Source organism: Enterobacter sp. RHBSTW-00994 (assembly GCF_013782625.1).
Taxonomy (GTDB): domain Bacteria; phylum Pseudomonadota; class Gammaproteobacteria; order Enterobacterales; family Enterobacteriaceae; genus Enterobacter.
Genome location: NZ_CP056199.1, coordinates 854,201 through 877,018, shown reverse-complemented (window position 1 = coordinate 877,018; position 22,818 = coordinate 854,201). Strand labels below are relative to the sequence as shown.

The window sequence follows — 22,818 nt, the reverse complement described above, 5'->3', positions numbered from 1 at the left end:
GAAATGGATAGAGTAAACAATGCAGCAGTTACAGAACGTTATTGAGTCCGCTTTTGAGCGTCGTGCCGACATCACTCCGGCAAATGTGGATACCGTAACCCGCGAAGCGGTTAACCAGGTGATCTCCCTGCTTGATTCCGGCGCACTTCGCGTCGCGGAAAAAATTGATGGCCATTGGGTAACCCATCAGTGGCTGAAGAAGGCCGTGCTGCTCTCTTTCCGTATTAACGATAACCAGGTTATCGACGGTGCAGAAAGCCGCTACTTCGATAAAGTGCCCATGAAATTCGCCGATTACGACGAAGCGCGTTTCCAGAAAGAAGGCTTCCGTGTCGTTCCACCGGCAGCGGTTCGTCAGGGTGCATTCATTGCGCGTAATACTGTCCTGATGCCATCTTATGTGAACATCGGTGCATACGTTGACGAAGGTACGATGGTGGATACCTGGGCAACCGTGGGTTCTTGTGCTCAGATCGGCAAAAACGTTCACCTGTCCGGCGGCGTGGGTATCGGTGGTGTACTGGAGCCTCTGCAGGCTAACCCAACCATCATCGAAGATAACTGCTTCATCGGCGCACGCTCTGAAGTCGTTGAAGGCGTGATCGTTGAAGAAGGCTCAGTCATCTCCATGGGCGTTTACATCGGCCAAAGCACCCGCATTTATGACCGTGAAACCGGTGAGGTTCACTACGGTCGCGTGCCAGCAGGCTCCGTTGTCGTTTCCGGCAACCTGCCGTCAAAAGATGGCAAATACAGCCTGTACTGTGCAGTGATTGTGAAGAAAGTTGATGCTAAAACCCGCGGCAAAGTCGGCATTAATGAATTGCTGCGTACTATCGATTAATCCGGTATAACAAAAAGCGGGGGCAACCCCGCTTTTTTTGTATCCGGGGGTAGCGAAATTAGATTTTTTCGTTAATTATTCAAAGGTTATGTTGAGATCAAAGGGTACCGCTATGTACGATAATCTGAAAAGTCTGGGCATTACCAATCCTGATGAAATTGATCGTTACAGCCTCCGCCAGGAAGCCAATAACGATATTCTGAAAATCTATTTTCACAAGGACAAGGGCGAGTTTTTTGCAAAGAGCGTGAAGTTTAAATACCCACGTCAGCGTAAGACTGTCGTCGCTGATGGCATCGGGCAGGGATACAAAGAGGTTCAGGAGATTAGCCCGAACCTGCGCTATGTGATCGATGAACTCGATCAGATCTGCCAACGTGACCGCACCGAAGTGGATCTTAAACGTAAGATCCTGGATGACCTGCGCCATCTGGAAAGCGTTGTCACCAACAAGATCAGTGAAATCGAAGCCGATCTTGAGAAGTTGACTCGCACCAAATAAGCCAGGTGCGGCCTGATGCTTTCCCCCTCCTCTCCCTATGAGGAGAGGGAGCAAACACTAAAACGGCAACCTAAGGTTGCCGTCTTGCATTTACCTACCGCTGCTCATCCAGTTGCAACGCCACATACAATAACAACCTGTCGTCAAAATTCCCCAGATCCAGACCCGTTAGCTCCGAAATCCGGTTAAGTCTATATTCTAGCGTATTACGGTGGATAAACAGTGCCTTAGATGTTGCCAAAGGCTGCACGTTATGACGAAACCAGGCCTGCAATGTACGGCGCAACAGCCCATTGTTATCCATCGCTTTCAGGCGAACCAAAGGACGCGCCAGTTCATTGGCCTGCCAACCACCGCGCAAGCTGTCGAGTAACACCGGTAACATCAAATCCTGATAGAAATAGCTACGGCTTTCGGGCATACGTTGTTTACCGACCATCATCGTGGTGCGTGCCGTACGCCACGAACGGGCAATACTGCCTGGCCCGGTAAAGTAGTTCCCTAATGCAACGCGAAAACGGAGCTGGCCGTTCTCTTTCATACGGGCGATCAGTTGGTCGACTCGTCGGCGGTGATCTTCTGCATCCCAGCGGCCAAACTGATTGAGTGCTGGCTTAAGTACAACCATCTCCGTCAGGGAGACAATCGCGACGAGGTTATTACGTTCCGGTGTAGCCAGCGCATTTTGCAGCTGTTGCAGTTCCGCCATCGCACTGTCTACCCCTAACTGGCCGCTATCCACCTCTATCACCGCCACCACGCGCGGCTGATTGAGGTCGATTCCCAGACGCTGTGCCCATTCACTGAGAGCGGGCGTGTGTTCTTCAGCCTGAATCAGGTTCATGACCAGCTCTTCACGCAGGCGGCTATCCTGCGCCAGCAGATGCATTAGCCGTGACTGCTCCAGCATCATCTCTGCCGTCATGCACACCAGTTCACCGTATTTTCGCAGTGACTCTGGCTCTCCGGTCAAGCCAATCACACCGACAATTTCACCTTCAAGCCGCAGAGGTAAATTAATGCCCTGACGTACACCGTGGAGATGTTTTGCAACGGCATCATCAATATCCACCACGCGCCCCTGAGAGAGCACCAGCAGTGCGCCTTCGTGCAATTCCCCAATACGCTCCCGATCGCCACTGCCAATAATACGGCCACGCGCATCCATTACGTTAATATTGGTATCAATGATGCGCATAGTACGTGCCACGATATCCTGCGCCATTTTGGTATCGAGATGCCAGCCAGCCATGTAACCCTCCTGTGAGCAGAGCTCAAGCATAGGGGAGTTCAATCACTGCTGCATTGTGCGAATGCACAAAGTCAGGGGGAGAAGTATGGACTTGTGGAAAGGGTCACAGAAACAGGAAAACCCTCTGCCCGAACGCGAGCAGAGGGTTGAGAGGGTTACTGCATTAACAGGTAGAGTGAAGAGTCACCACGCTGAATATTCAACGCCAGCACAGACGGTTTGCTGTCGAGAATTTTGCGCAGTTCGGCAATGTTTTTCACGGGTTGCTGGTTAGCCCCCATGATCACATCACCTTTTTTCAGGCCGATTCGGGCTGCCGGAGAATTCGCTTTCACGTTATTCACCACCACGCCTTTATCGTCGCCCTTGTTGCTCATCTCAGCCCCTTCAATACCGCTGAAGATAGAGCTGGAGTCAACCTGAGTCTGGCTGCTCTGCTGCAGTTCAAGGCTCACGTTCACCGGTTTACCATCACGCAGCAGACCCAACTGAATTTTGCTACCCACCGGCATCGAGCCCACTTCGGCACGCAGCGCTGCAAAACTGATGATAGGCTTACCGTTCAGAGAGGTGATCACATCACCTGCTTTGATACCAGCCTTCGCCGCAGATGAATTTGGCATAACCTGGCTGACAAATGCCCCGCGCTGAGCGTCAACTTTCATCGCTTTCGCCAGTTCAGAGTTCAGTTCAGTACCCAGAATGCCCAACTCACCGCGTTTAACCTGGCCATACTGCACCATCTGAGCCGTCAGGTTTTTCACCATGTTGCTCGGGATAGCAAAACCGATACCAATATTGCCACCGTCTGGCGCCAGGATCGCGGTGTTGATACCAATCAACTCGCCGTTCAGGTTAACCAGCGCACCGCCCGAGTTACCCCGGTTAATCGCGGCATCCGTCTGGATAAAGTTTTCGTAGTTTTCAGCGTTCAGGCCGCTACGTCCCAGCGCAGAGACAATACCCGAGGTTACGGTTTCACCCAGACCGAACGGGTTACCGATTGCAACGGTGTAGTCACCAACGCGCAGTGCGTCAGAATCGGCGATTTTAATCGCTGTCAGGTTTTTCGGATCCTGAATCTGAATCAGTGCGATGTCAGAGCGTGGGTCTTTCCCCACCACTTTTGCATCGAATTTACGACCATCACTCAGCTGAACTTTGATGCTGTTAGCATTATCGACAACGTGGTTGTTGGTTACGACATAGCCTTTCGCCGCATCGATGATAACGCCAGAGCCAAGAGCCATGAATTTCTGCTGTTGACCGCCACCGTTGCTGCTTCCGCTGTCATCACCTGCACCCCCCCCCTGACAGAACGGGGAGCTCTGGAATGGCGAACCGTCCTGACAGAACGGGGAGTTATCGCCAAAGAACTGCTGGAAGTTACGCGGCATACGCGGCGTATTGACGGTTGTACTGCCCTCAACGTTAATGCTCACCACCGATGGCATCACTTTTTCGAGCATCGGGGCCAGGCTAGGCATCTGCTGCGCGGTTGCAGCCGAAGACGCGGTCTCGGCTGCAGTAGCAGACAGAGGAGACAGCGCTAAACCTAAACTCAGAGCCAGTGCACTCATTGCTAATGTGGTTTTTTTCATGTTTCTCAATCTCTATTTTACAGATAACGCAAAATTGCTGTGTACGTCAGATTCGTTTTATAGCGCGAAGTTCCGGGATTAAGTTTATGGAAAAAGTAAAAATTTATTGGTCGTCTTTACAAAACTCAGTGTTTATTCAACCGCCATGAGCTTGCGGTATTCATCCCACGCATACAAATCCGTCATTCCGCTGATATAGTCCTGAATCAGTCGACAACGATAATAATATTCCAGCACTGGCCAGCGGGAAGTCTGGCGATCAATTTTGCTCACTGCTTCAACATAGGCAAGACGATGTCGTGTTGAAAGTTTATGGAACAGGCGGGATTCAATAGGCAAGCGCCGCACACGTTCTTTTTCTACCAGTTCGCTAAACTCATCGACTGATAATTGCAGTAACGGGCGATAAATTTCCAGCAGACCACTTATGACCCGATAACCTTGTAATTCCAGTTGTTCAACGTCCGGGTGGCTGAACACATGGCGTACGGCTACATTCTTATATAACTCAAGAAGTTGACTAAAGCTGCTGTCATCTTCCAGCAAGGCGTGATTGAATTCACCGGTAAAAATCGTCGGTAAATTGTCAATAAAGCGGGCTGCGGCATAGGGGACCAACTTATTTAATGTGTTGACCCGTAAATACATAAAGAACTGATCTTCCGTACTGCGGCTAAGAGAATTAGAACGCGATTTCTCCCACGCGTTTTCGACGACCTGAGCAAACAGAGATCCTTTTTCATGTTTACCCCAGGCATCATAAAGATGCTGATAAAGTTCTTCGACGCTGAATATTCTTTTTTCAACCGCGTCTTCCAGGTCTGCAACACAATAGGAAATATCGTCGGCCGCTTCCATTATCCAGGTTAATGGGAAGCGCCCATTTGGGGTCAGTGAAAGTTCTTTACGCAACCGCTCAATATAGGCTTCTTCCGATAAGTAATAGCCCGGTTTTTTCATCAAATAGCTGTGTGACTCCGGAGGTTCGCCCATCCACCATGCCGGACGCGTATATTTGAGAATACAACCGACTTGCGCCCAGGTCAGGTTCATACGCATCAGGGAATGCACCAGACGGATACCCTGCGCGTTGCCTTCAAAGTGACACAGATCCTGACGTACTTTACGCCGCAAGTCGTTTACAACTTCCTCACCCTCCCGCAAACGTAAGGCGCTGACGACACAACGATCGTCGCTAAGCGGCTGGCTGGCGGCGTCTGAAGGGAACAACCGCTGTTTGAACCAGTCATTAATAGCGGCCTCCCCAAAATGTCCAAAAGGCGGGTTGCCAATATCGTGCATCAGACACGCCATCTCAACGATGCTTTCAAACGGCCCGGTCAGTTCATCCAGACCGTAGGTTTCCAGGCGACGTTGCTCTTTAAGACGGCTCAGGATCTCTTTGGCAATATAACGCCCGACCTGCTGAACTTCCATTGAGTGGGTCAGTCGCGTGCGAACTGCCGCATTACGCTCGAGTGGGAAAACCTGTGTTTTTTGCTGTAAGCGGCGGATGGCAGGAGAATTGATAATGCGCCCGCGATCGCTTTCAAAGATACGCAGGATCTCGTGCTCGCTTTTCGCTCCTTGCGGAGAACGGAAACGACGATGCCAGTTAATTTTATTGCGAAAATCGATTGGTTCCATGTGCTCCCCCGCGTGAGAATGCGTTTCCCCGTATGCGCATGATAGACTATGCATCTTAACAAGGCACATCGCGAGTAAATCTATGAAAATCGGCATTATTGGTGCAATGGAAGAAGAAGTTACGCTGCTGCGTGACAAAATTGAGAACCGTCAGACCCTCTCACTGGGTGGTTGTGAAATTTATACCGGCCAGTTGAACGGCGTTGACGTTGCTCTGCTGAAATCAGGCATCGGTAAAGTAGCTGCAGCACTGGGCGCGACGCTGCTGCTCGAACGCTGTAAGCCAGATGTGATCATTAACACCGGCTCTGCTGGCGGTCTGGCTCCAACGCTGAAAGTGGGCGATATCGTGGTATCCGACGAAGCGCGTTATCACGATGCGGATGTCACGGCATTCGGTTACGAATATGGTCAGCTTCCGGGTTGCCCGGCAGGCTTTAAAGCTGATGCGAAACTGATTAGTGCCGCAGAAACCTGCATCGCTGAGCTGAACCTCAACGCTGTGCGCGGCCTGATTGTTAGCGGTGACGCTTTCATCAATGGTTCAGTGGGCCTGGCGAAAATCCGTCACAACTTCCCACAGGCCGTTGCCGTTGAAATGGAAGCCACGGCGATTGCACACGTATGCCACAACTTTAACGTCCCGTTCGTGGTAGTTCGCGCCATTTCAGACGTTGCCGACCAACAGTCACACCTGAGCTTTGACGAGTTCCTGGCCGTCGCAGCAAAACAATCCACCGTAATGGTGGAAACCCTGGTGCAGAAACTGGCTCGTGGGTAAACAGACCTTAAGGGCGCTGGTCGCCCTGTTACTGCTCACACCGGCCTGGCTTTACGCCGCGCCGCGTGTGATTACCCTCTCCCCCGCGAATACTGAGCTGGCTTTTGCCGCCGGGATCACCCCCGTTGGTGTCAGCAGTTATTCCGATTTTCCTCCTGAAGCGAAGCAGATCGAACAAGTCTCGACCTGGCAAGGTATGAATCTTGAGCGCATCGTTGCCCTGAAGCCCGATCTGGTGCTCGCCTGGCGCGGTGGCAATGCCGAGCGGCAGGTAAACCAACTCATCTCTCTGGGCATAAAAGTGCAATGGATTGATGCAGTAAGCATTGAGCAAGTCGCTCAGGCGCTTCGCGATCTTGCCCCTTTCAGCCCAACCCCCAGCAAAGCCGAACAAGCTGCACAACGTATGCTCAGTGACTACGCGGCGCTAAAAACCGAATATGATAAGACCACCAAAAAGCGGGTGTTTCTGCAATTTGGTAGTCAGCCGCTGTTCACTACCGGTCAGGGATCTATCCAGAATCAGGTGCTCGAAATCTGCGGGGGTGAAAATATCTTTGCCGCCAGCCGAGTGCCCTGGCCACAGGTCAGCCGGGAACAGGTCCTGGCACGCCAGCCGCAGGCCATTGTCGTCGTCGGTGACGCAAGCGAAATTCCTAAAATTGAACAATTCTGGCAGCGCCAGTTAAAAATTCCGGTAATTGCCCTGCACAGCGACTGGTTTGAACGCGCCAGCCCGCGTATTATCCTCGCCGCTAAACAGCTCTGCACCGCACTGGCACAAAGTCATTAACGTTGTTTTAGACCCAAACCCGAGGATTTAACGATGCTCGTCTATTGGCTGGATATTCTTGGCACAGCCGTATTTGCTATCTCCGGCGTTTTGCTCGCCGGGAAATTACGCATGGACCCGTTCGGTGTTCTGGTGCTGGGCGTTGTTACCGCCGTTGGCGGCGGCACAATTCGCGATATGGCTCTCGCGAACGGCCCGGTATTTTGGGTGAAAGATCCCACCGATCTGGTGGTGGCGATGGTCACCTGTCTGCTAACAATCGTGCTAGTGCGTCAGCCTCGCAGGCTGCCCAAATGGGTGCTACCGGTGCTGGATGCCGTCGGCCTGGCCGTCTTTGTAGGAATTGGCGTCAATAAAGCCTTTATGGCGAATACCGGACCGATGGTTGCCATCTGCATGGGCGTATTGACGGGCGTCGGGGGTGGCATCATTCGCGACATTCTGGCACGCGAAGTTCCCATGATCCTGCGGACTGAAATCTATGCCACAGCCTGTATTATTGGCGGGATTGTTCATGCCACAGCCTATTACACCTTTGCCGTTCCGCTGGAGAATGCGGCCATGTTGGGTATGGTGGTGACGCTGGCGATTCGGTTAGCGGCTATTCGCTGGCATCTGAAACTGCCGACGTTTGCGCTTGATGAGAATGGCAGGTAAAAAGCAAAACGGTAACCCGAGGGTTACCGTTTTTAGTGCGATTCCGGGATGATGGCATCAGGCCACTCCCGCCGGAAAATCAAATACTGAATGACGAACCACACCCGCAAGTGCTTGTTGCATTCGGGTTCGTCACCACAAAGCGAGAACCTTCCAGGCCTTCGCTGTAATCAACCGCACCGCCCACCAGATATTGCAGGCTCATCGGGTCAACAACCAGCGCGACACCCTGCTTCTCGATAGTCATATCACCATCGTTTACCTGGTCGTCAAAGGTAAAACCGTACTGGAAGCCGCTGCAGCCGCCCCCGGTAATATATACACGCAGTTTCAGATCCGGATTGTCTTCGTCGGCAATCAGGGTTTTCACTTTGTTGGCTGCGGCTTCTGTAAACTCCAGCGGCACAGCGACTACGTCATCACTCATCTTATGCTCCCATGAATACTGCTTACTGCTATTGGGTAAAAATCACCCAATTCTTTTTTTCATTATCTAATACCCTGGTAATTCATTCAAGTATTCTGCGTTGAGGCCCGTTCAGCCTCCTGTTTCGCCAGGGTACGAGCAAGAATGGTGGAGTATAGCGGTTTTCCACCCAGGAATTGGGCCAATAGTGTCGCGCCGAGACAGGTAATGATCATTGGCAAAATGAGCTGATAATTGTCGGTCATTTCCAGAACAAGCACAATTCCGGTCAGCGGAGCACGAAGAGAGGCCGCGAGTAACGCCCCCATTCCCGCAATAGCAAATGTTCCCGCCTCCAGGTGATAAGCCGGAAAGCCTGCTTCCGCCGCCATGCCAAAGGCTGTGCCAAGCAGCGTTCCTAATGCCAGCATGGGCGCAAATATTCCGCCGGGCGCGCCCGAAGAGAAACACAGCAGCGTGGTGATCACTCTGGAGACAAACATAAACAAGAGCAGACCAACGCTAAAATTGCCTGCTGCGGCAATCGGAATGAGCCCAAAGCCTCCGCCTGCAGCATTGGGTTCCACAAATCCCAGTATGCCGCACATCCCGCCAAGCAGACCACCCACGAGCACCCATTTAGTTGTGTTCCCGCCATGGATACGCTGGAACATGTCCTGCGTTCGCAGCACCAGCGTATTAAACAACGGCCCTACAACGCCAAAAATCATACCGAGGATCAGGTAAAGCCAGAGCGTGTTCACCGGTGCGTTGGTCAGCTTTCCCACCTCGATCACTGCACCTTCGCCGTTGAAAATGCGAAAGACGATGCTCGACATGATAACGCCTGTAAACACCGCTTTAATGGAGATCAGGTTGTAGCGAAATTGCGCGCGCATCTCCTCGATAATAAACAGGATGCCCGCCAGAGGGGCGTTAAACGCGGCAGAAAGACCCGCAGCAGCCCCAGCCGCCAGTAACGTATGACGTGATTCAGCGCTACGCATACGGAAGATATCGCCCACCATACGTCCAAGGTTTCCGCCTAACTGGACGGTTGGCCCTTCGCGTCCCAACACCATACCCGCGCCCAGCGTCCCCATCCCGCCGATAAATTTCACCGGAATAACCCGCCACCAGCGAACCGGACGCAGTTCTTCAAGCGCCCCCTCAATCTCCGGGATCCCAGACCCTCCGGCTTCAGGCGCAAATCTGCGAACCAAAAAATAGCCGGCCATCGCCAGTAATGCGGACAAGCCAAACGCCATGACCCAAACTACCCAGCCGCGATCCGCGTATCCCGCAACCGTACCAATGCGCCAGTTCAGGACCACATTAACGGCCTTTTCGAACGCCACACCAGCCAGCCCTGCCAGCGACCCCACGACTGCGGCAGCAAGCAGGATCGCCAGTGGCGTTTTATCGCGATTGAGCAGTCGTCGAATGCTGATACGTTGTCGTGCACGCGAAAATTGCTGTTCTTCAAAAGAGGGGTTATCTGCTTTCATTGCCTTTTCTTTTTAGTCATACAAATAGCACAAGGAATTCTACCAGACGCAACCACTGCGTCTTCGGAAAAATCCTTAACAATTGTTAAGTGTCAATGCGGCAAAAATTTCATAACCTTTGGTTAATCCCTTAGAATAGTCTCCTTAACTTATTTCTACGAACCAGGAACGACGCCATGAGCAAGTCAGAAAACCTCTACAGTGCTGCCCGGGAGCTCATCCCAGGCGGCGTGAACTCCCCTGTTCGCGCCTTTACCGGCGTAGGCGGAACGCCGCTGTTTATCGAACGTGCAGACGGCGCGTATCTGTATGATGTCGATGACAAAGCCTATATTGATTATGTTGGCTCCTGGGGTCCGATGGTACTGGGTCACAACCACCCGTCGATCCGCAACGCGGTCATTGAAGCGGCTCATCGCGGATTAAGTTTTGGTGCGCCAACCGAGATGGAAGTCAAAATGGCGGAACTGGTGACCGAACTGGTTCCTACCATGGACATGGTCCGCATGGTCAACTCCGGAACAGAAGCGACCATGAGCGCTATTCGTCTGGCGCGCGGGTTTACCGGTCGCGATAAGATCATCAAATTCGAAGGGTGTTACCACGGCCATGCTGATTGCTTGTTGGTGAAAGCAGGTTCCGGTGCGCTAACCCTCGGACAACCGAACTCTCCTGGCGTACCGGCTGACTTTGCTAAACACACGCTGACTTGCACCTACAACGATCTGGCGACCGTTCGCGCCGCATTCGAACAATATCCGCAGGAAATTGCCTGCATCATCGTTGAACCCGTTGCGGGCAACATGAACTGCATTCCACCGCAGCCTGACTTCCTGCCAGGCCTGCGCGCACTGTGTGACGAATTTGGCGCCCTGCTGATTATCGATGAAGTGATGACCGGTTTCCGTGTGGCTCTGGCGGGGGCACAGTCTTACTACGGCGTAGAGCCGGACCTGACCTGTCTGGGTAAAATCATCGGCGGCGGTATGCCGGTCGGTGCATTTGGTGGTCGTAAGGACGTGATGGAAGCACTGGCTCCAACGGGTCCGGTTTACCAGGCGGGTACGCTGTCCGGTAACCCTATCGCGATGGCTGCCGGGTTTGCCTGCCTGACCGAAGTCGCGCAACCGGGTATTCACGAAACGCTGACAGCCCTGACAACCCAACTGGCAAACGGCCTGCTGGAAGCCGCAGAAGAGGCAGGTATTCCGCTGGTAGTGAACCACGTAGGCGGGATGTTCGGGATTTTCTTCACCGACGCCAAAACGGTTACCTGCTATCAGGACGTGGTGAAATGCGACGTAGAGCGCTTCAGGCATTTCTTCCACCTGATGCTGGAAGAAGGGGTTTACCTGGCACCATCCGCGTTTGAGGCGGGCTTTATGTCCGTGGCGCATAGCGAAGAAGATATCAATAACACCATCGACGCAGCACGTAAGGCGTTTGCTAAGCTCTAAGTCATGTGTGAATTGCCGGGTAGCGCTTACGCGCTTACCCGGCCTGCATGTTCACTATCGACTCTGCTTTCTCAGCAGATAAATAAAGTACGGCGCACCGATAAAGGTCGACAACAGCCCTGCCGGGATCTGATACGGAAAGAGCACCATTCGCCCGCACCAGTCAGCGAAGACCAGCATCACACCACCTGTCAGAGCAGAAATCACGATATGCGGCATGGTCCGGCGGAAGCCAAGCATTCTGGCAATATGCGGGGCCATCAGCCCTACAAAACTCAATGGACCGATAGTCATCGTCGCCGCCGCAGTCAGGCAGGCAGCAAGTAGCAGCAGGCCAATGCGGGTGGGCGTAAGTGCAATCCCGACAGCACGCGCCGTTTCGCCACCCAGTGGCAGGATCGTCATCCAGCGACGACATAACGGCACAATTGCCAGCAACACCACCATCACAATTCCGGTATGAACAACCTGACTACCGGTCGCGCCATAAGTCGAACCGGAGATCCAGGTCAGGATCTGCGCCATACGTGGATCACCGCTCGCCTGTAGCATCATCAGCAGCATGGTAAATGCAGTGCTGAGCGCCATCCCGGCAAGCAACATACGATGCGGTGAAAAACCGCCTCTTCCGGATGCAATCAGGATGATCAGCAGCGTGACCGCCGCGCCAATGCTCCCGGCGGGCATAAGCCAGCCAAACGCATTACCCGGCACGAGGAACAGCATCAACACCACGCCAAACGCTGCGCCGGAACTGATACCCAGAACTTCCGGGCTGGCCATTGGGTTGCCGGTCAGTCTCTGGATAATGCAACCTGCAGCAGCCAGCATCATGCCCGCGATCAATGCAGAGAAGATACGCGGCCAGCGCCATTGCAACAGCTCGTCAAGCAATGTCCCGGTTGCCCAGTGCCAGCCCTGCGCATCACGCCCAAGCGAAAGCGCCATCAATACAGCAAGTGCTAATATCGCCAGACCAGCCAGGCTATACCACAGCACCGACTGGCGCTCGGCATACACTTTATCGCCCGCATCCATCGCCGGCGCACTCATGCTGCGAAGGCGTGGCAGTAACCACAGCAGGAGCGGTGCGCCAATAAGCGCCGTCACCGACCCCGTAGAGACTTCCATCCAGACACGCGCCAGCCAGAGAATGACTTGATCCGAGAGCCAAAGGATGAGCGCCCCAATCAAGGGCGCCAGCATCAGCCGAGCCAGTAAACGGCGCGCGCCGAGCATTTTCGCCAGCAGTGGAGCAAACAGCCCGATAAAGCCGATGATCCCTACCGCATTCACCAGCAATGCGCTCAGCACAATGGCCAGCGACAAAGCCGCCAGACGGGCCAGCGAAAGCGCCAGCCCCAGGTTGCGCGCCACACCATCATCCAGGCCCATCAACGTCAGGGGACGTAACAGCAGAAGCGTCAGCAAAGCGCCGCCCAGCAGTTGCGGCCACAGGCGTTGTACGCTGCTCCAGTCAGTTTGCGTCAGCGTTCCGGTACTCCACAGGAACATGCTTTGCAACTGATCATGATGGAACAGCACCAGCAGCTGGTTGATGGCTCCACAGTATAGGCTCACCACAAGACCGGCGAGGATCAACGTAACGGGAGAGAGGCGTTTTCCCCAGGCTACACCGAAGACCAACGCCCCCACCACACACGCCCCCGCCAGCGCGGCAAACTGCGAGGTTAATACCCCCGGAAACGCCCACAGCGTGGTGATGGTGATCCCGAGCTGAGCCCCGGTCGCCACCCCTAACGTGGTGGGTTCAGCCAGAGGATTACGTAAGACCTGCTGGAACAATACGCCCACCAGCCCCAGACCAGCCCCGACCAGCAATGAAATTGTCAGACGCGGCAGCAGGCTATAGTGGAACAGCATTTGTTGAATGTTGTCGATATCTGGCGCGGCAAATGCCGAACTCCACTGATCGCGAGGCAGTGCCGTCGACAGGTTCATCCAGGTTAAGGCGAGTGCCGTCAGAGAGAGAAGGACCAGCAACAATGCGGGGAAGCGCGCGATACGTGAACTCATGCCTTGCCTCCCAGCGCATTATCCAGCACGCGGGCAAAATGCATTGCTGACAGCGTTGCGCCATAGAACCACACCGCTGGCGCACGCTGGAATCGTTGTTCACGTACAAACGGCATCGCCTGCCAGAGTGGCGTTGCCATCAGGGTTTGCATCTCACGCTCATTGCCGTGATCGAAGCAGAGTACGTCCACATCGCGAAACGACGACAGACGGTCGATCCCCACCGTAGTGCTGCCCCAGAAGGTCATCTCTCCATCCCAGGCATTACGAATACCCAGGCTATCAAGCACTTCCTGGAACAGACAGTTTTTGCCGAACACCAGCATATGACGGGCATCCAGCAAGGTCACCATCAGTAACGGACGATCGCCACGATGGGTAAATCGCGGCTTCAGAGAATCAATCAGAGCGTCGAATTCGGCGAGATGTTTTTTCGCCTCGGCTTCACGATTCAGAAACTGCGCCATCTCATTGATGGAGTTTTTTGCCATTGTCAGCGGTTTTTTACCGTCGCTGAAGGTAAAGCCCCGGCCAGGCGCAATGCGTGCCATCGTCGCTTCAGAAGGACCATAGCCTGCCGACCAGAACAAAAAAGAGGGTTTCATCTGGGTGAGCAACTCAAGATTAGGCTCAGTGCGCAGACCAATATCAATAACCGAATCAGGCAGTTTCGGTTCATTGACCCACAGGTTGTAGTTAGGAATATCAGCAACACCGTAAGGCGTGATGCCCAGAGCCAGCATTAATTCTACCGGTAGCCATTCCAGCGCCACAATGCGGTGCGGATCGATTGTCGCTGCTTGTGCAGCCCCCATTTTCAACAGCAGGGGTGAAAGCGCCATCGCCGTCAACAAGCGGCGGCGGCTGATTAAAGTTGAATCCAGCATCAATACACGAAGCTCACCGGTGCAGCCCCTGCCGGGTGAGGCAGGATACCCATAGGAATGCCGTAAATATGTTCCAGCGTTTCGCCACGCATCAGCTCAGATGGCGTTCCCTGAGCGATCATCTCCCCTCCCCGAAGCGCAACCAGATAATCACAATAGCGCGCCGCCATATTGATATCATGCAGGACGGCAATCACCGTCAGACCACGCTGCTGGCTTAAGCGATGCACCAGCGCCAGAACATCAACCTGATGAGCAATATCCAGCGCAGAGGTAGGCTCATCAAGCAGCAGACAACGGCTATCCTGCGCAACCAGCATGGCAATCCACGCTCGCTGACGCTCACCACCCGATAAACTGTCCACCAGACGATGCGCCAGCGGTTTTAATCCCACTAATGCAATGGCCTCTTCTACTTTCTCTCTGTCAGCCACACCGAAGCGGCCAAGCGCACCGTGCCACGGATAACGTCCAATCGCCACCAGCTCACGCACCGTCATTCCTTCTGCTTGCGGCAGTTGCTGGGGCAGATACGCCACCTTGCGGGCAAATGCTTTGCTGTTCCAGCTCTCCAGCGGCTGCCCATCCAGCAAAATATCACCTTCGGAGGGCAATTGATGGCGTCCAAGCATCTTCAGCAAGGTCGATTTACCGGAACCATTGTGACCAATCAGGCCAGTGACTTTACCTGCAGGGAACGTCAAAGAGAGCGGGTGCAGCAAGGTGCGCCCGGGTACGCGAAAGGAGGTGTTGTGGAGTGCAAAGGTGGTATCGGTTTGCGTTTTATTATCCTGCATGGTGGCCAACTTAATAAAAGGGCACGGCGAACCGTGCCCGAAGAGAGATTAGAAGCGGAAGGTCGCGGTCGCGACAACCTGACGTTCAGCACCCCAGAAGCAACCGTAGGTGTTGAAGCAGCTCGCAACATATTCACGATCGAACAGGTTGTTCACATGAAGCGCCACGTTTGAGCCCGCCATACCGACACGCGCCAGATCGTATCTGATCAACGCATCCACCAGGGTGTAGCTGCCCACAGTGAAAGAGTTCGCCGGGTCACCTTTACTGGAACCGGTATAACGAACGCCAGTTCCCAGCGTCAGGCCAGACAGCGCACCATCAAACATCGTGTAATCCCCCCACACGGATGCCATGTGTTTTGGAACCTGCGCAGGTGTATTGCCTTTGTAGTTGGTGTCGGTGGTGTATTCTGCATCAGTATAGGTATAGGAACCCACTACGTTGACGCTCGCAGAAAGTGCCGCTTTCGCTTCCAGCTCTACGCCACGGGCACGGATTTCACCGCCTTCAACAGAGAAGAATGAGCCTGCCGGGTCAGCCATCAGATTATTGGTTTTGGTCAGCTGGTACACCGCACCAGTAATCACGATCGGACGATCGTTCGGCACGTATTTCACGCCCGCTTCGTACTGCTTGCCTTTAGATGGTGCAAAGATGTTGCCACTCGCGCCTGTCTGTGAAGCCGGTTCAAACGATTCGCTGTAGCTGAAATAAGGCGTGACACCGTTGTCGAACAGGTAGTTAACACCGCCACGCCAGGTGAACTGTTTATCATCACGTTTAGACGTGGTGTTCGTTACACGGTTATAAGAGTCCTGATCGGCCCAGTCATAACGGCCGCCCAGAGTCACCAGCACTTTATCCCACTGCGCTTGATCCTGAACATACAGGCCGGTCTGTTTCTGGCGGTTTAGGATTTGGTACGCACCGGAATTGTCCGGATCTTTAGAGCCGAAATCAAAATTGCTGTTTACTGGATTGTAGAGATCCAGCAGCGGGACCGAGTCGTCATAACCAAACCAGGAGTTGATGTCATTACGCATACGCATAAAGTCGACGCCGGTCAGCAAGACGTGATCCACCTGACCGGTCGCAAATTTGCTCTGCAACTGAGTATCAACGGTAAAGTTTTGCAGTTTTTCATTATCGACAACGTATTTACGTGCCAGATAGTGACCTTTATCCGCAGGTGCTAACGCCGCGCATTGCTGGCTGTAAACGTTGGCAGGATCGGAACATACGCCATAACCGTAAACGCTGTTTTGCGAAGTTTTGTTCTCGGCAAAGCGCAGGTTCTGACGCACGGTAAAGGTATCGTTGAATTCGTGGTCGAAGCTGTACCCCACCATTTTCTGGTTACGGGTGTAGGTGTTGTTCTTCGCACCTTCGTTGAAATCCGTCGACAAACGATCGCCGTTTGGCAGTGGATTAACCGTTCCCTCTTTTGGCAGCCAGCCGTAATAACCCGTTTCAGGCTCGTTCTGGAAATAGGAGAGGAAAGTGAAGGTGGTTTTATCATCTGGACGCCAGGAGAAAGAGGGCGCGATGGCATAACGCTGCTCCCCTTTGCCCTCTTGCTGTGCGTTGTTAGAACGCGCAACACCCGTCAGGCGGTATGAATAAACGCCGTCATCGTCGATCGCATCGCTGAAGTCAAAACCAGTCTGGAACAGGCTATCAGTACCGACTTTGAACTGGATCTCTTTCAGCGGCTCGGTTGTTGGGCGCTTACTCACCATGTTCAGCAGGCCACCAGGGCTACTTTTTCCGTAAAGAACGGAAACCGGACCGCGCATGATTTCAGCACGCTCCAGCATATAAGGATCAATCACCGCGTCGTTATAGAAGTTGCCCTGCATCTTCATACCGTCGAGGTAGTTGTTCTGGCTCTGACCATCGGCCGCGAAGCCACGAATAACCAGATAATCATAGGTATTGGAAGCACCACGAGTGCCTACTGCAACACCCGGCGTATAGCTGAGGGCTTCTTTAACCGAGCGTGGCTGATGCAGCGCCATCTCTTCGGCTGTCACGACAGAAATAGACTGTGGAACCTTTTGAATTGGGGTGTCCGTTTTGGTCCCGGTCGCGGATTGTCTTGCGGCGATCGTTGCAGCAGGACCCCAGGCACTTTCCTGTGCGGCAGGAGCGGCGGTAACAGTGATGGTTTCTTCTTTTTTAGGGGTTTCAGCAGCCTGTGCATAAGCAGACATGCTGACCACCGCTGTGGCTACGACAACTGCGATTTTACGCAGCGACGTATTCATTGGCTGGGCAGTATTGGAAAGCGCCATGATGTATCTCTGATGAAAGTGAATGATAACGAAAACGAGAATTATTATTATGACCGCAGCATATTATGCGAAACATAAAAGGCATAGCAAGTGATATACGCCCCTACGAGAATTGAGGGTTTAAGAATTAAACAAGAGAAAACGTAGGGTTAAGAAGTGATGGTATTTTGGTTAGGGATATGTGTGTTACTGGTGAAGAGAACCCCCTTCCGCAGAAGGGGGTCAGAGGCAGATTAGTTTCCGCCGAACATATCTTTGATCCAGCCTGCAACACCGTCGCTGTCTTTCTTCTCATTTTGTTGCTGCGGCTGCTGTTGCTGCTGCGGCTGTTGTTGAGAAGATGAATCAAACGGATTGCCTGTCGGCTGCTGAGGCTGACTTTGCTGGCACAGCGAGTCTGGGTTGGTCGTCCAGACCGGCAGCGAACGCACACCACCGCCGCAAACAAAGTTACCCGCCTCATCCACGCCCATATCTACGACATCTTCAGGTGCGACCAGATTCAGCGGAACCGGGGACTGATTTGCCAGATAACGCTGGTAAATCGACATTGCCCCACTTGCACCATAGAGTTTGGTCGGCTGGTTATTATCGCGTCCCACCCAGGTAATCACCACTTCACGACCATCGATACCGGCAAACCAGGTATCCACGTTGTTATTGGTGGTCCCGGTTTTACCTGCCAGATGCAATCCTGGGTACTTCGCTCCCAATTGACGCCCCGTACCACGCTGAACAACCTGCTGCATGGTCCACAGTGTCATGTAGGCGGCCTGAGCCGGAACAGCACGCTCCGCCTGCGGGAAGCTCTGGTACAACACGGAACCATCTTCAGCAATTACCGAACGTAATGCCGACAATTGCGCGCGATTACCACCGCTCGCGATGGTCTGGAACGCCTGAGCGACTTCAATTGGCGTCAGGTTCAATGCGCCGAGGATCATGGCAGGAACCGGGTTCAGTTGATCTTTCGGCACACCCAGTTTCTGCCAGGTATCGGTAATCGCAGGCAGGCCAAGCGCCATCCCCAGATTTACCGTTGGTACGTTCATGGAGCGAGTCAGCGCATCCACCAACATAACCTGTCCACTGAACTGCTTATCATCGTTCTGTGGCGACCATACCTGACCGTTAGGCTGACGCAGCGCGAGCGGCGCATCGGCAATCCAGGTATTCAGGCGATACTGATTTGGCTGGCTCAGCGCCGTGAGATAGGTTGCTGGCTTCGCCAGAGAACCGATAGAGCGACGTGCCTGCATGGCCCGGTTGTAGCCCGCAAACTGTGGCTCCGCACCGCCCACCATGGCGCGCACTTCCCCCGTATTACGGTCAACCACAACCATAGCGGTTTCAAGGTCGCTCAGCTTACGCTGTTTCTTCAGTGCCGGAATTCCGTCGACCGCCGCTTTTTCAGCTGCATCCTGGGCAACAGAATCGAAGGTGGTAAAGATCTTCACGCCAGAGAGATCTTTCACCTTATCGCCCAGCTTACTCTGCAGCTCCTGGCGGACCATTTGCATAAATGCAGGCTGTGGAGAGATCACCCCACCGCGCGGTTGCACACCCAGCGGACGCGCGCTCAGCATGTCGTAAAGCTCCTGGTCGATGACCTGCTGCTGTTGCAGCAGACGCAGAACCAGGTTACGACGTTCCAGCGCCAGTTTCGGGTTACGCCACGGGTTATAGATTGAGGCCCCTTTCACCATACCAACCAGCAGTGCCTGCTGGTCAAGGCTCAACTCTTCCACCGGACGTCCAAAGTAATAAAGGCTCGCCAGCGGGAAACCGCGGATCTCGTTATCACCGCTCTGACCGAGGTACACCTCGTTCATATACAGCTCAAGAATACGATCTTTGCTGTAACGCGCATCCATCAGCACGGCCATGTAGGCTTCGTTCGCTTTACGCCAGTATGAGCGCTCGCTGGAGAGGAACAGGTTTTTCACCAACTGCTGCGTCAGCGTACTCGCCCCCTGCACCGTACGCCCGGCGGTCAGGTTTGCCAGCACCGCACGGCCAATGGAGTAAAGACTGATACCGTCATGCTCATAGAAATGACGGTCTTCCGTTGCCAGCAGGGTATCCACCAGCAGATCCGGGAAACCGTTACGCGCCACAAACAGACGCTGCTCGCCATTGGCAGAAGAGAGCATGGTGATCAGACGCGGATCGAGACGGAAGAACCCGAACTGACGGTTGTTGTCCATGTTCTCGATGGTTTCAAGATGATCGCCATCGAAGGTCAGACGCGCACGCACCTGCCCCTCTTTGCTGTCCGGGAAATCAAATGGACGACGGATCATCTCAATGCTTTTCGCCTGAACAGTAAACTCACCAGGACGCGTCATCTTCGACACCTGACGATACTGAGTGGCCTCCAGCAGTTTCACCATTTCGTTCTTTGTGATGGACATATCCGGCTCAAGGTTCACCATACGGCCATAAACCGCCGCCGGTAATTGCCAGACTTTTCCGTCGATACGGCTACGGATCTTTTGATCCAGATAGACGCCGTAAATAGCCATCAAAACAACAAAAACAATAAACAGCTTCAGCAGCAGCCAGAACCAGCCGCGTTTACCGCGAGGCTTACGCCCTTTGCCTTTTCCTTTACGTGGCATAGGTTCTTCATCCTCATAATCATCTTCATAGTCATCGTCGTAATCCTCATCACTACGACGACGACTCACCTTTTCTTTTGCCGGACGCGCAGGTTTTCCCTTACGTCCTATTGGCTCGCGGTCATTCCCCGCCATGCTTTTTCTCCGCAACATTCAGGCGCAAAGGCCAGATTCTCTTTTCTTCCACATCACCGTGAAAGAAGAAATCTCTCAAAATTGGTTTCCCCCTCTCCCTGTGGGAGAAGGCCGGGGTGAGGGCATCAGGCCGCACCCACTAAGAATATTTCTTCGTCCGCCTTGTCGGCGCAGTATTTGCCGGATCGTCCGGCCAGACGTGTTTGGGGTAACGCCCCTTCATCTCTTTTTGCACGTCACGATAGCTTCCTGCCCAGAACGCACGTAAATCACGCGTAATTTGCAGTGGCCGATGAGCAGGAGACAGCAGTTCCAGCACCAAAGGAATACGCCCTTCGGCAATAGACGGCGTTGTCGCCTCACCAAACATCTCCTGCATACGTACAGCCAGCGCAGGCGGATTATCTTCGTGATAACGAATGGCAATCCGGCTTCCGGTCGGCACAGTGTAATGCCCTGGCAGTTCACTATCCAGACGTTGACGCAATGACCAGTCGAGTAAATTTTGTAACGCCGTCTTCACATCCAGTGCTTTCAGGGCTCGTAACGAATGTACACCGCTCATTTGCGGCAATAGCCACCTCTCAAGCGTCGCCAGCAAGGCATCATCACTGACGTCAGGCCAGGTATATTCAGGCAACCAACGCGAGGCGCAGTGCAGGCGAAGTCGATACTGTTCCGCTTCCGGTGTCCAGCCCAGCACACTCAGCCCTTTTTCCCGAATGCCGTTCAGCATCGCCTGGTGCAACTCGTTTTCTGAAGGCTTCGCCAGCGGCTTCACATTCAACGTCAGTTTACCAATCTGGCTACGACGAAAAGCTTTCAGCGTCCCTTGCGCATCGTCCCACTCCACCGTATCAGATTGCTCAAGCAATTGCGGGCAAGCGCGCGTGAGCCCCTCGATATCAACGGCAATGGCTTGCAGGATGCGCGTATCCGGGGAATGACTGCCCTGCAATAATAGCGGAGCAATGAGCCATTCGTGGCGCGTTAACGCGTCATCACTGTCCAGCATCGCACCCATACCATTTGCCAGTTGGTAGCGCCCGTCCAACCCACGCCGACGTGCAATCCTGTCCGGGAAAGCCTGCGCCAGAAGATTCGCGATATTATTGCTGTCTGGCATTCCCCCCCGGCTATTACGCCGTTTCAACAGCTGCTGCGCCCGCTGCTGCCAGTTAGGCTGGTTGCGCGAAAATGCGGCCATCAGGTCGCTGTTCCCGCTCCGAGGAGGCTCTTCAAGAATGGCGACCAGTTTTGCCGCTGTGGCTTTTTCGTCATCCGATTGTGCGGCCACCAGCATTGCCGCCAGGCGCGGCTCATTGCCCATCGCCGCCATTTTTTGCCCACGTGATGACAGACGATCGCCCTCCAGCGCACCAAGCCGCGCAAGCAAACCGCGTGCAGCCGCAAGATTAACTTCTGGCGGCGGATTGAGCCAGGTGAGCTGACAAGGATCCGGGCAGCCCCACAGCAACAGATCCATGACCAGGCTGGCGAGATCGCTTTGTAAAATCTCAGGAGTACTCTGCAATGCTGAACGTTCAGCTTGCTCAGCGCCGATCAAATGCAAGCAGATCCCCGATTCGAGTCGTCCGGCACGACCGGCACGCTGGATCATTGAGGCCTGGCTTATCCGTTGAGTCAGGAGTTTCGTCAGGCCGGTACGAGGATCAAAGCTGGCGACTCTCTCCTGCGCAGTATCAACCACCAGACGAATACCTTCGATGGTTAAACTGGTTTCAGCGATATTCGTCGCCAGTACCACTTTGCGCATTCCGGCAGGCGCAGGCAGGATCGCCTTACGCTGTTCATTCAGCGATAACGCGCCGTAGAGTGGACACAACGTAACATCACGGCCCACACGGGATGCCAGGTGCTCCTGCACCCGCTGGATCTCCCCAACACCAGGTAAAAACAGCAGCAACGAACCGGATTCCTGACGTAACAGCTCCGCCGTAGCCATGGCGACGGCCTCGTCAAAGCGCGGGTGGGTTGGCAGAGATTGATAGCGACGCTCTACCGGGAAAGCGCGGCCTTCAGAGGTGATAACGGGCGCATCAGGTAATGTTTGCTGTAAGCGTGCGTTATCCAGCGTTGCCGACATAATCAGGAGGCGGAGATCGTCACGCAGCCCCTGCTGTACATCCAGCAACAACGCCAGCGCGAGGTCGGCCTGTAAACTCCGCTCATGAAATTCATCCAGAATCACCAGACCGACGCCGGTCAGCTCAGGATCGTTTTGCAACATCCGGGTGAGAATACCCTCCGTCACCACTTCCAGCCGCGTGGACGGGCCCACACAGGTTTCAGTGCGCATGCGGTAGCCGACTGTTTCGCCGGGCTTCTCATTCAGCAGTTCAGCAAGGCGCTGCGCCACGTTACGCGCGGCTAGCCTGCGCGGTTCCAGAAGGATAATTTTCCCGTGGATATTCCCGTCTTTCAGGATCTGCAACGGCAGCCAGGTCGATTTACCGGCTCCTGTAGGCGCATTAAGCAAAACCTGCGGGGCATGTTGTAGGGCAGCGAGCAGCTCAGGAAGGACAACGGCGACCGGCAATGAGGACACTAACAACTCCAGAGGGTTAACATTCG

At 53.9% G+C, this 22,818-nt stretch carries 17 protein-coding genes; 6 read left to right on the top strand and 11 right to left on the bottom strand.

Translation table 11 applies throughout. The features are described 5' to 3' along the window. Nucleotides 1-19 precede the first annotated feature (19 nt). Both dapD and HV346_RS04105 read left to right on the top strand, forming a co-directional pair. Complete coding sequence (dapD, locus tag HV346_RS04110; protein ID WP_181622314.1) at nucleotides 20-844, top strand: 2,3,4,5-tetrahydropyridine-2,6-dicarboxylate N-succinyltransferase; 825 nt, start codon at nucleotides 20-22, stop codon at nucleotides 842-844. Between the two features lie 112 nt (nucleotides 845-956). Further along, nucleotides 957-1,346: a DUF3461 family protein gene (locus HV346_RS04105; RefSeq protein WP_181622313.1), complete on the top strand. Its 390-nt coding sequence runs from the start codon at nucleotides 957-959 to the stop codon at nucleotides 1,344-1,346. Nucleotides 1,347-1,440: 94 nt separating this feature from the next. Here HV346_RS04105 and cdaR read toward each other — a convergent pair whose 3' ends face one another. The 3 genes from cdaR to dgt form a co-directional block, all read right to left on the bottom strand. After that, a complete protein-coding gene (gene cdaR / locus HV346_RS04100; protein ID WP_014068966.1) occupies nucleotides 1,441-2,598 on the bottom strand; it encodes a DNA-binding transcriptional regulator CdaR in 1,158 nt (385 codons plus the stop codon). 155 nt (nucleotides 2,599-2,753) lie between these two features. Then, nucleotides 2,754-4,199 carry a serine endoprotease DegP gene (degP, locus tag HV346_RS04095; RefSeq protein WP_181622312.1) on the bottom strand — a complete coding sequence of 482 codons (1,446 nt, stop codon included), beginning with the start codon at nucleotides 4,197-4,199 and terminating at the stop codon, nucleotides 2,754-2,756. 132 nt (nucleotides 4,200-4,331) lie between these two features. Beyond that, nucleotides 4,332-5,846 (bottom strand): dGTPase, encoded by a 1,515-nt coding sequence (dgt, locus tag HV346_RS04090; protein WP_181622311.1) that lies wholly within the window; start codon nucleotides 5,844-5,846, stop codon nucleotides 4,332-4,334. 82 nt (nucleotides 5,847-5,928) lie between these two features. Here dgt and mtnN point away from each other — a divergent pair, with 82 nt between their 5' ends. From mtnN to HV346_RS04075, 3 genes are read left to right on the top strand one after another with little or no spacing between them, the layout of a single operon-like run. After that, a complete protein-coding gene (gene mtnN / locus HV346_RS04085) occupies nucleotides 5,929-6,627 on the top strand; it encodes a 5'-methylthioadenosine/S-adenosylhomocysteine nucleosidase (protein ID WP_181622310.1) in 699 nt (232 codons plus the stop codon). Next, nucleotides 6,620-7,420, top strand: a complete 801-nt coding sequence (btuF, locus tag HV346_RS04080) for a vitamin B12 ABC transporter substrate-binding protein BtuF (protein ID WP_181622309.1) — start codon at nucleotides 6,620-6,622, stop codon at nucleotides 7,418-7,420. The genes mtnN and btuF overlap by 8 nt, the downstream gene beginning before the upstream one ends. Before the next feature lie 33 nt (nucleotides 7,421-7,453). Continuing rightward, complete coding sequence (locus HV346_RS04075; RefSeq protein WP_181622308.1) at nucleotides 7,454-8,077, top strand: TRIC cation channel family protein; 624 nt, start codon at nucleotides 7,454-7,456, stop codon at nucleotides 8,075-8,077. Between the two features lie 79 nt (nucleotides 8,078-8,156). Here the strand turns inward: HV346_RS04075 and erpA are convergent, their stop codons facing one another. Both erpA and clcA read right to left on the bottom strand, forming a co-directional pair. Continuing rightward, nucleotides 8,157-8,504 carry an iron-sulfur cluster insertion protein ErpA gene (gene erpA, locus HV346_RS04070; protein WP_014068960.1) on the bottom strand — a complete coding sequence of 116 codons (348 nt, stop codon included), beginning with the start codon at nucleotides 8,502-8,504 and terminating at the stop codon, nucleotides 8,157-8,159. 86 nt (nucleotides 8,505-8,590) lie between these two features. Continuing rightward, nucleotides 8,591-9,991, bottom strand: coding sequence for a H(+)/Cl(-) exchange transporter ClcA (gene clcA, locus HV346_RS04065; RefSeq protein WP_181622307.1), 1,401 nt, complete (start codon nucleotides 9,989-9,991; stop codon nucleotides 8,591-8,593). A gap of 176 nt (nucleotides 9,992-10,167) precedes the next feature. Here clcA and hemL point away from each other — a divergent pair, with 176 nt between their 5' ends. After that, the gene (hemL, locus tag HV346_RS04060; protein WP_181622306.1) at nucleotides 10,168-11,448 is read left to right on the top strand and encodes a glutamate-1-semialdehyde 2,1-aminomutase; all 1,281 of its coding nucleotides are present in this window, start codon (nucleotides 10,168-10,170) and stop codon (nucleotides 11,446-11,448) included. Nucleotides 11,449-11,502: 54 nt separating this feature from the next. On the opposite strand, the gene fhuB is transcribed toward hemL, so the two are convergent. The 6 genes from fhuB to hrpB form a co-directional block, all read right to left on the bottom strand. Beyond that, a complete protein-coding gene (gene fhuB, locus HV346_RS04055) occupies nucleotides 11,503-13,485 on the bottom strand; it encodes a Fe(3+)-hydroxamate ABC transporter permease FhuB (RefSeq protein WP_181622305.1) in 1,983 nt (660 codons plus the stop codon). Next, nucleotides 13,482-14,372 (bottom strand): Fe(3+)-hydroxamate ABC transporter substrate-binding protein FhuD, encoded by an 891-nt coding sequence (fhuD, locus tag HV346_RS04050; RefSeq protein ID WP_181622304.1) that lies wholly within the window; start codon nucleotides 14,370-14,372, stop codon nucleotides 13,482-13,484. Before fhuD ends, fhuB begins: the two co-directional genes overlap by 4 nt. Further along, nucleotides 14,372-15,169 (bottom strand): Fe3+-hydroxamate ABC transporter ATP-binding protein FhuC, encoded by a 798-nt coding sequence (gene fhuC, locus HV346_RS04045; protein ID WP_181622303.1) that lies wholly within the window; start codon nucleotides 15,167-15,169, stop codon nucleotides 14,372-14,374. Before fhuC ends, fhuD begins: the two co-directional genes overlap by 1 nt. 48 nt (nucleotides 15,170-15,217) lie before the next feature. After that, entirely contained in the window at nucleotides 15,218-17,467 is a 2,250-nt protein-coding gene (gene fhuA, locus HV346_RS04040) for a ferrichrome porin FhuA (RefSeq protein ID WP_181622302.1), read from the bottom strand. A gap of 233 nt (nucleotides 17,468-17,700) precedes the next feature. Then, nucleotides 17,701-20,223: a bifunctional glycosyl transferase/transpeptidase gene (gene mrcB / locus HV346_RS04035; protein ID WP_181622301.1), complete on the bottom strand. Its 2,523-nt coding sequence runs from the start codon at nucleotides 20,221-20,223 to the stop codon at nucleotides 17,701-17,703. Between the two features lie 139 nt (nucleotides 20,224-20,362). After that, nucleotides 20,363-22,792 (bottom strand): ATP-dependent helicase HrpB, encoded by a 2,430-nt coding sequence (gene hrpB, locus HV346_RS04030; protein WP_181622300.1) that lies wholly within the window; start codon nucleotides 22,790-22,792, stop codon nucleotides 20,363-20,365. Between the last annotated feature and the right edge of the window lie 26 nt (nucleotides 22,793-22,818).

Bases quoted from the DNA above. Each gene is read 5' to 3' on its own strand.
- HV346_RS04075 (WP_181622308.1), top strand. From the start codon at position 7,454: ATGCTCGTCTATTGGCTGGATATTCTTGGCACAGCCGTATTTGCTATC.
- HV346_RS04105 (WP_181622313.1), top strand. From the start codon at position 957: ATGTACGATAATCTGAAAAGTCTGGGCATTACCAATCCTGATGAAATT.
- fhuC (WP_181622303.1), bottom strand. From the start codon at position 15,169: ATGCAGGATAATAAAACGCAAACCGATACCACCTTTGCACTCCACAAC.
- fhuA (WP_181622302.1), bottom strand. From the start codon at position 17,467: ATGGCGCTTTCCAATACTGCCCAGCCAATGAATACGTCGCTGCGTAAA.
- erpA (WP_014068960.1), bottom strand. From the start codon at position 8,504: ATGAGTGATGACGTAGTCGCTGTGCCGCTGGAGTTTACAGAAGCCGCA.
- mtnN (WP_181622310.1), top strand. From the start codon at position 5,929: ATGAAAATCGGCATTATTGGTGCAATGGAAGAAGAAGTTACGCTGCTG.
- hemL (WP_181622306.1), top strand. From the start codon at position 10,168: ATGAGCAAGTCAGAAAACCTCTACAGTGCTGCCCGGGAGCTCATCCCA.
- clcA (WP_181622307.1), bottom strand. From the start codon at position 9,991: ATGAAAGCAGATAACCCCTCTTTTGAAGAACAGCAATTTTCGCGTGCA.
- dapD (WP_181622314.1), top strand. From the start codon at position 20: ATGCAGCAGTTACAGAACGTTATTGAGTCCGCTTTTGAGCGTCGTGCC.
- mrcB (WP_181622301.1), bottom strand. From the start codon at position 20,223: ATGGCGGGGAATGACCGCGAGCCAATAGGACGTAAGGGAAAACCTGCG.
- cdaR (WP_014068966.1), bottom strand. From the start codon at position 2,598: ATGGCTGGCTGGCATCTCGATACCAAAATGGCGCAGGATATCGTGGCA.
- fhuB (WP_181622305.1), bottom strand. From the start codon at position 13,485: ATGAGTTCACGTATCGCGCGCTTCCCCGCATTGTTGCTGGTCCTTCTC.
- dgt (WP_181622311.1), bottom strand. From the start codon at position 5,846: ATGGAACCAATCGATTTTCGCAATAAAATTAACTGGCATCGTCGTTTC.
- degP (WP_181622312.1), bottom strand. From the start codon at position 4,199: ATGAAAAAAACCACATTAGCAATGAGTGCACTGGCTCTGAGTTTAGGT.
- fhuD (WP_181622304.1), bottom strand. From the start codon at position 14,372: ATGCTGGATTCAACTTTAATCAGCCGCCGCCGCTTGTTGACGGCGATG.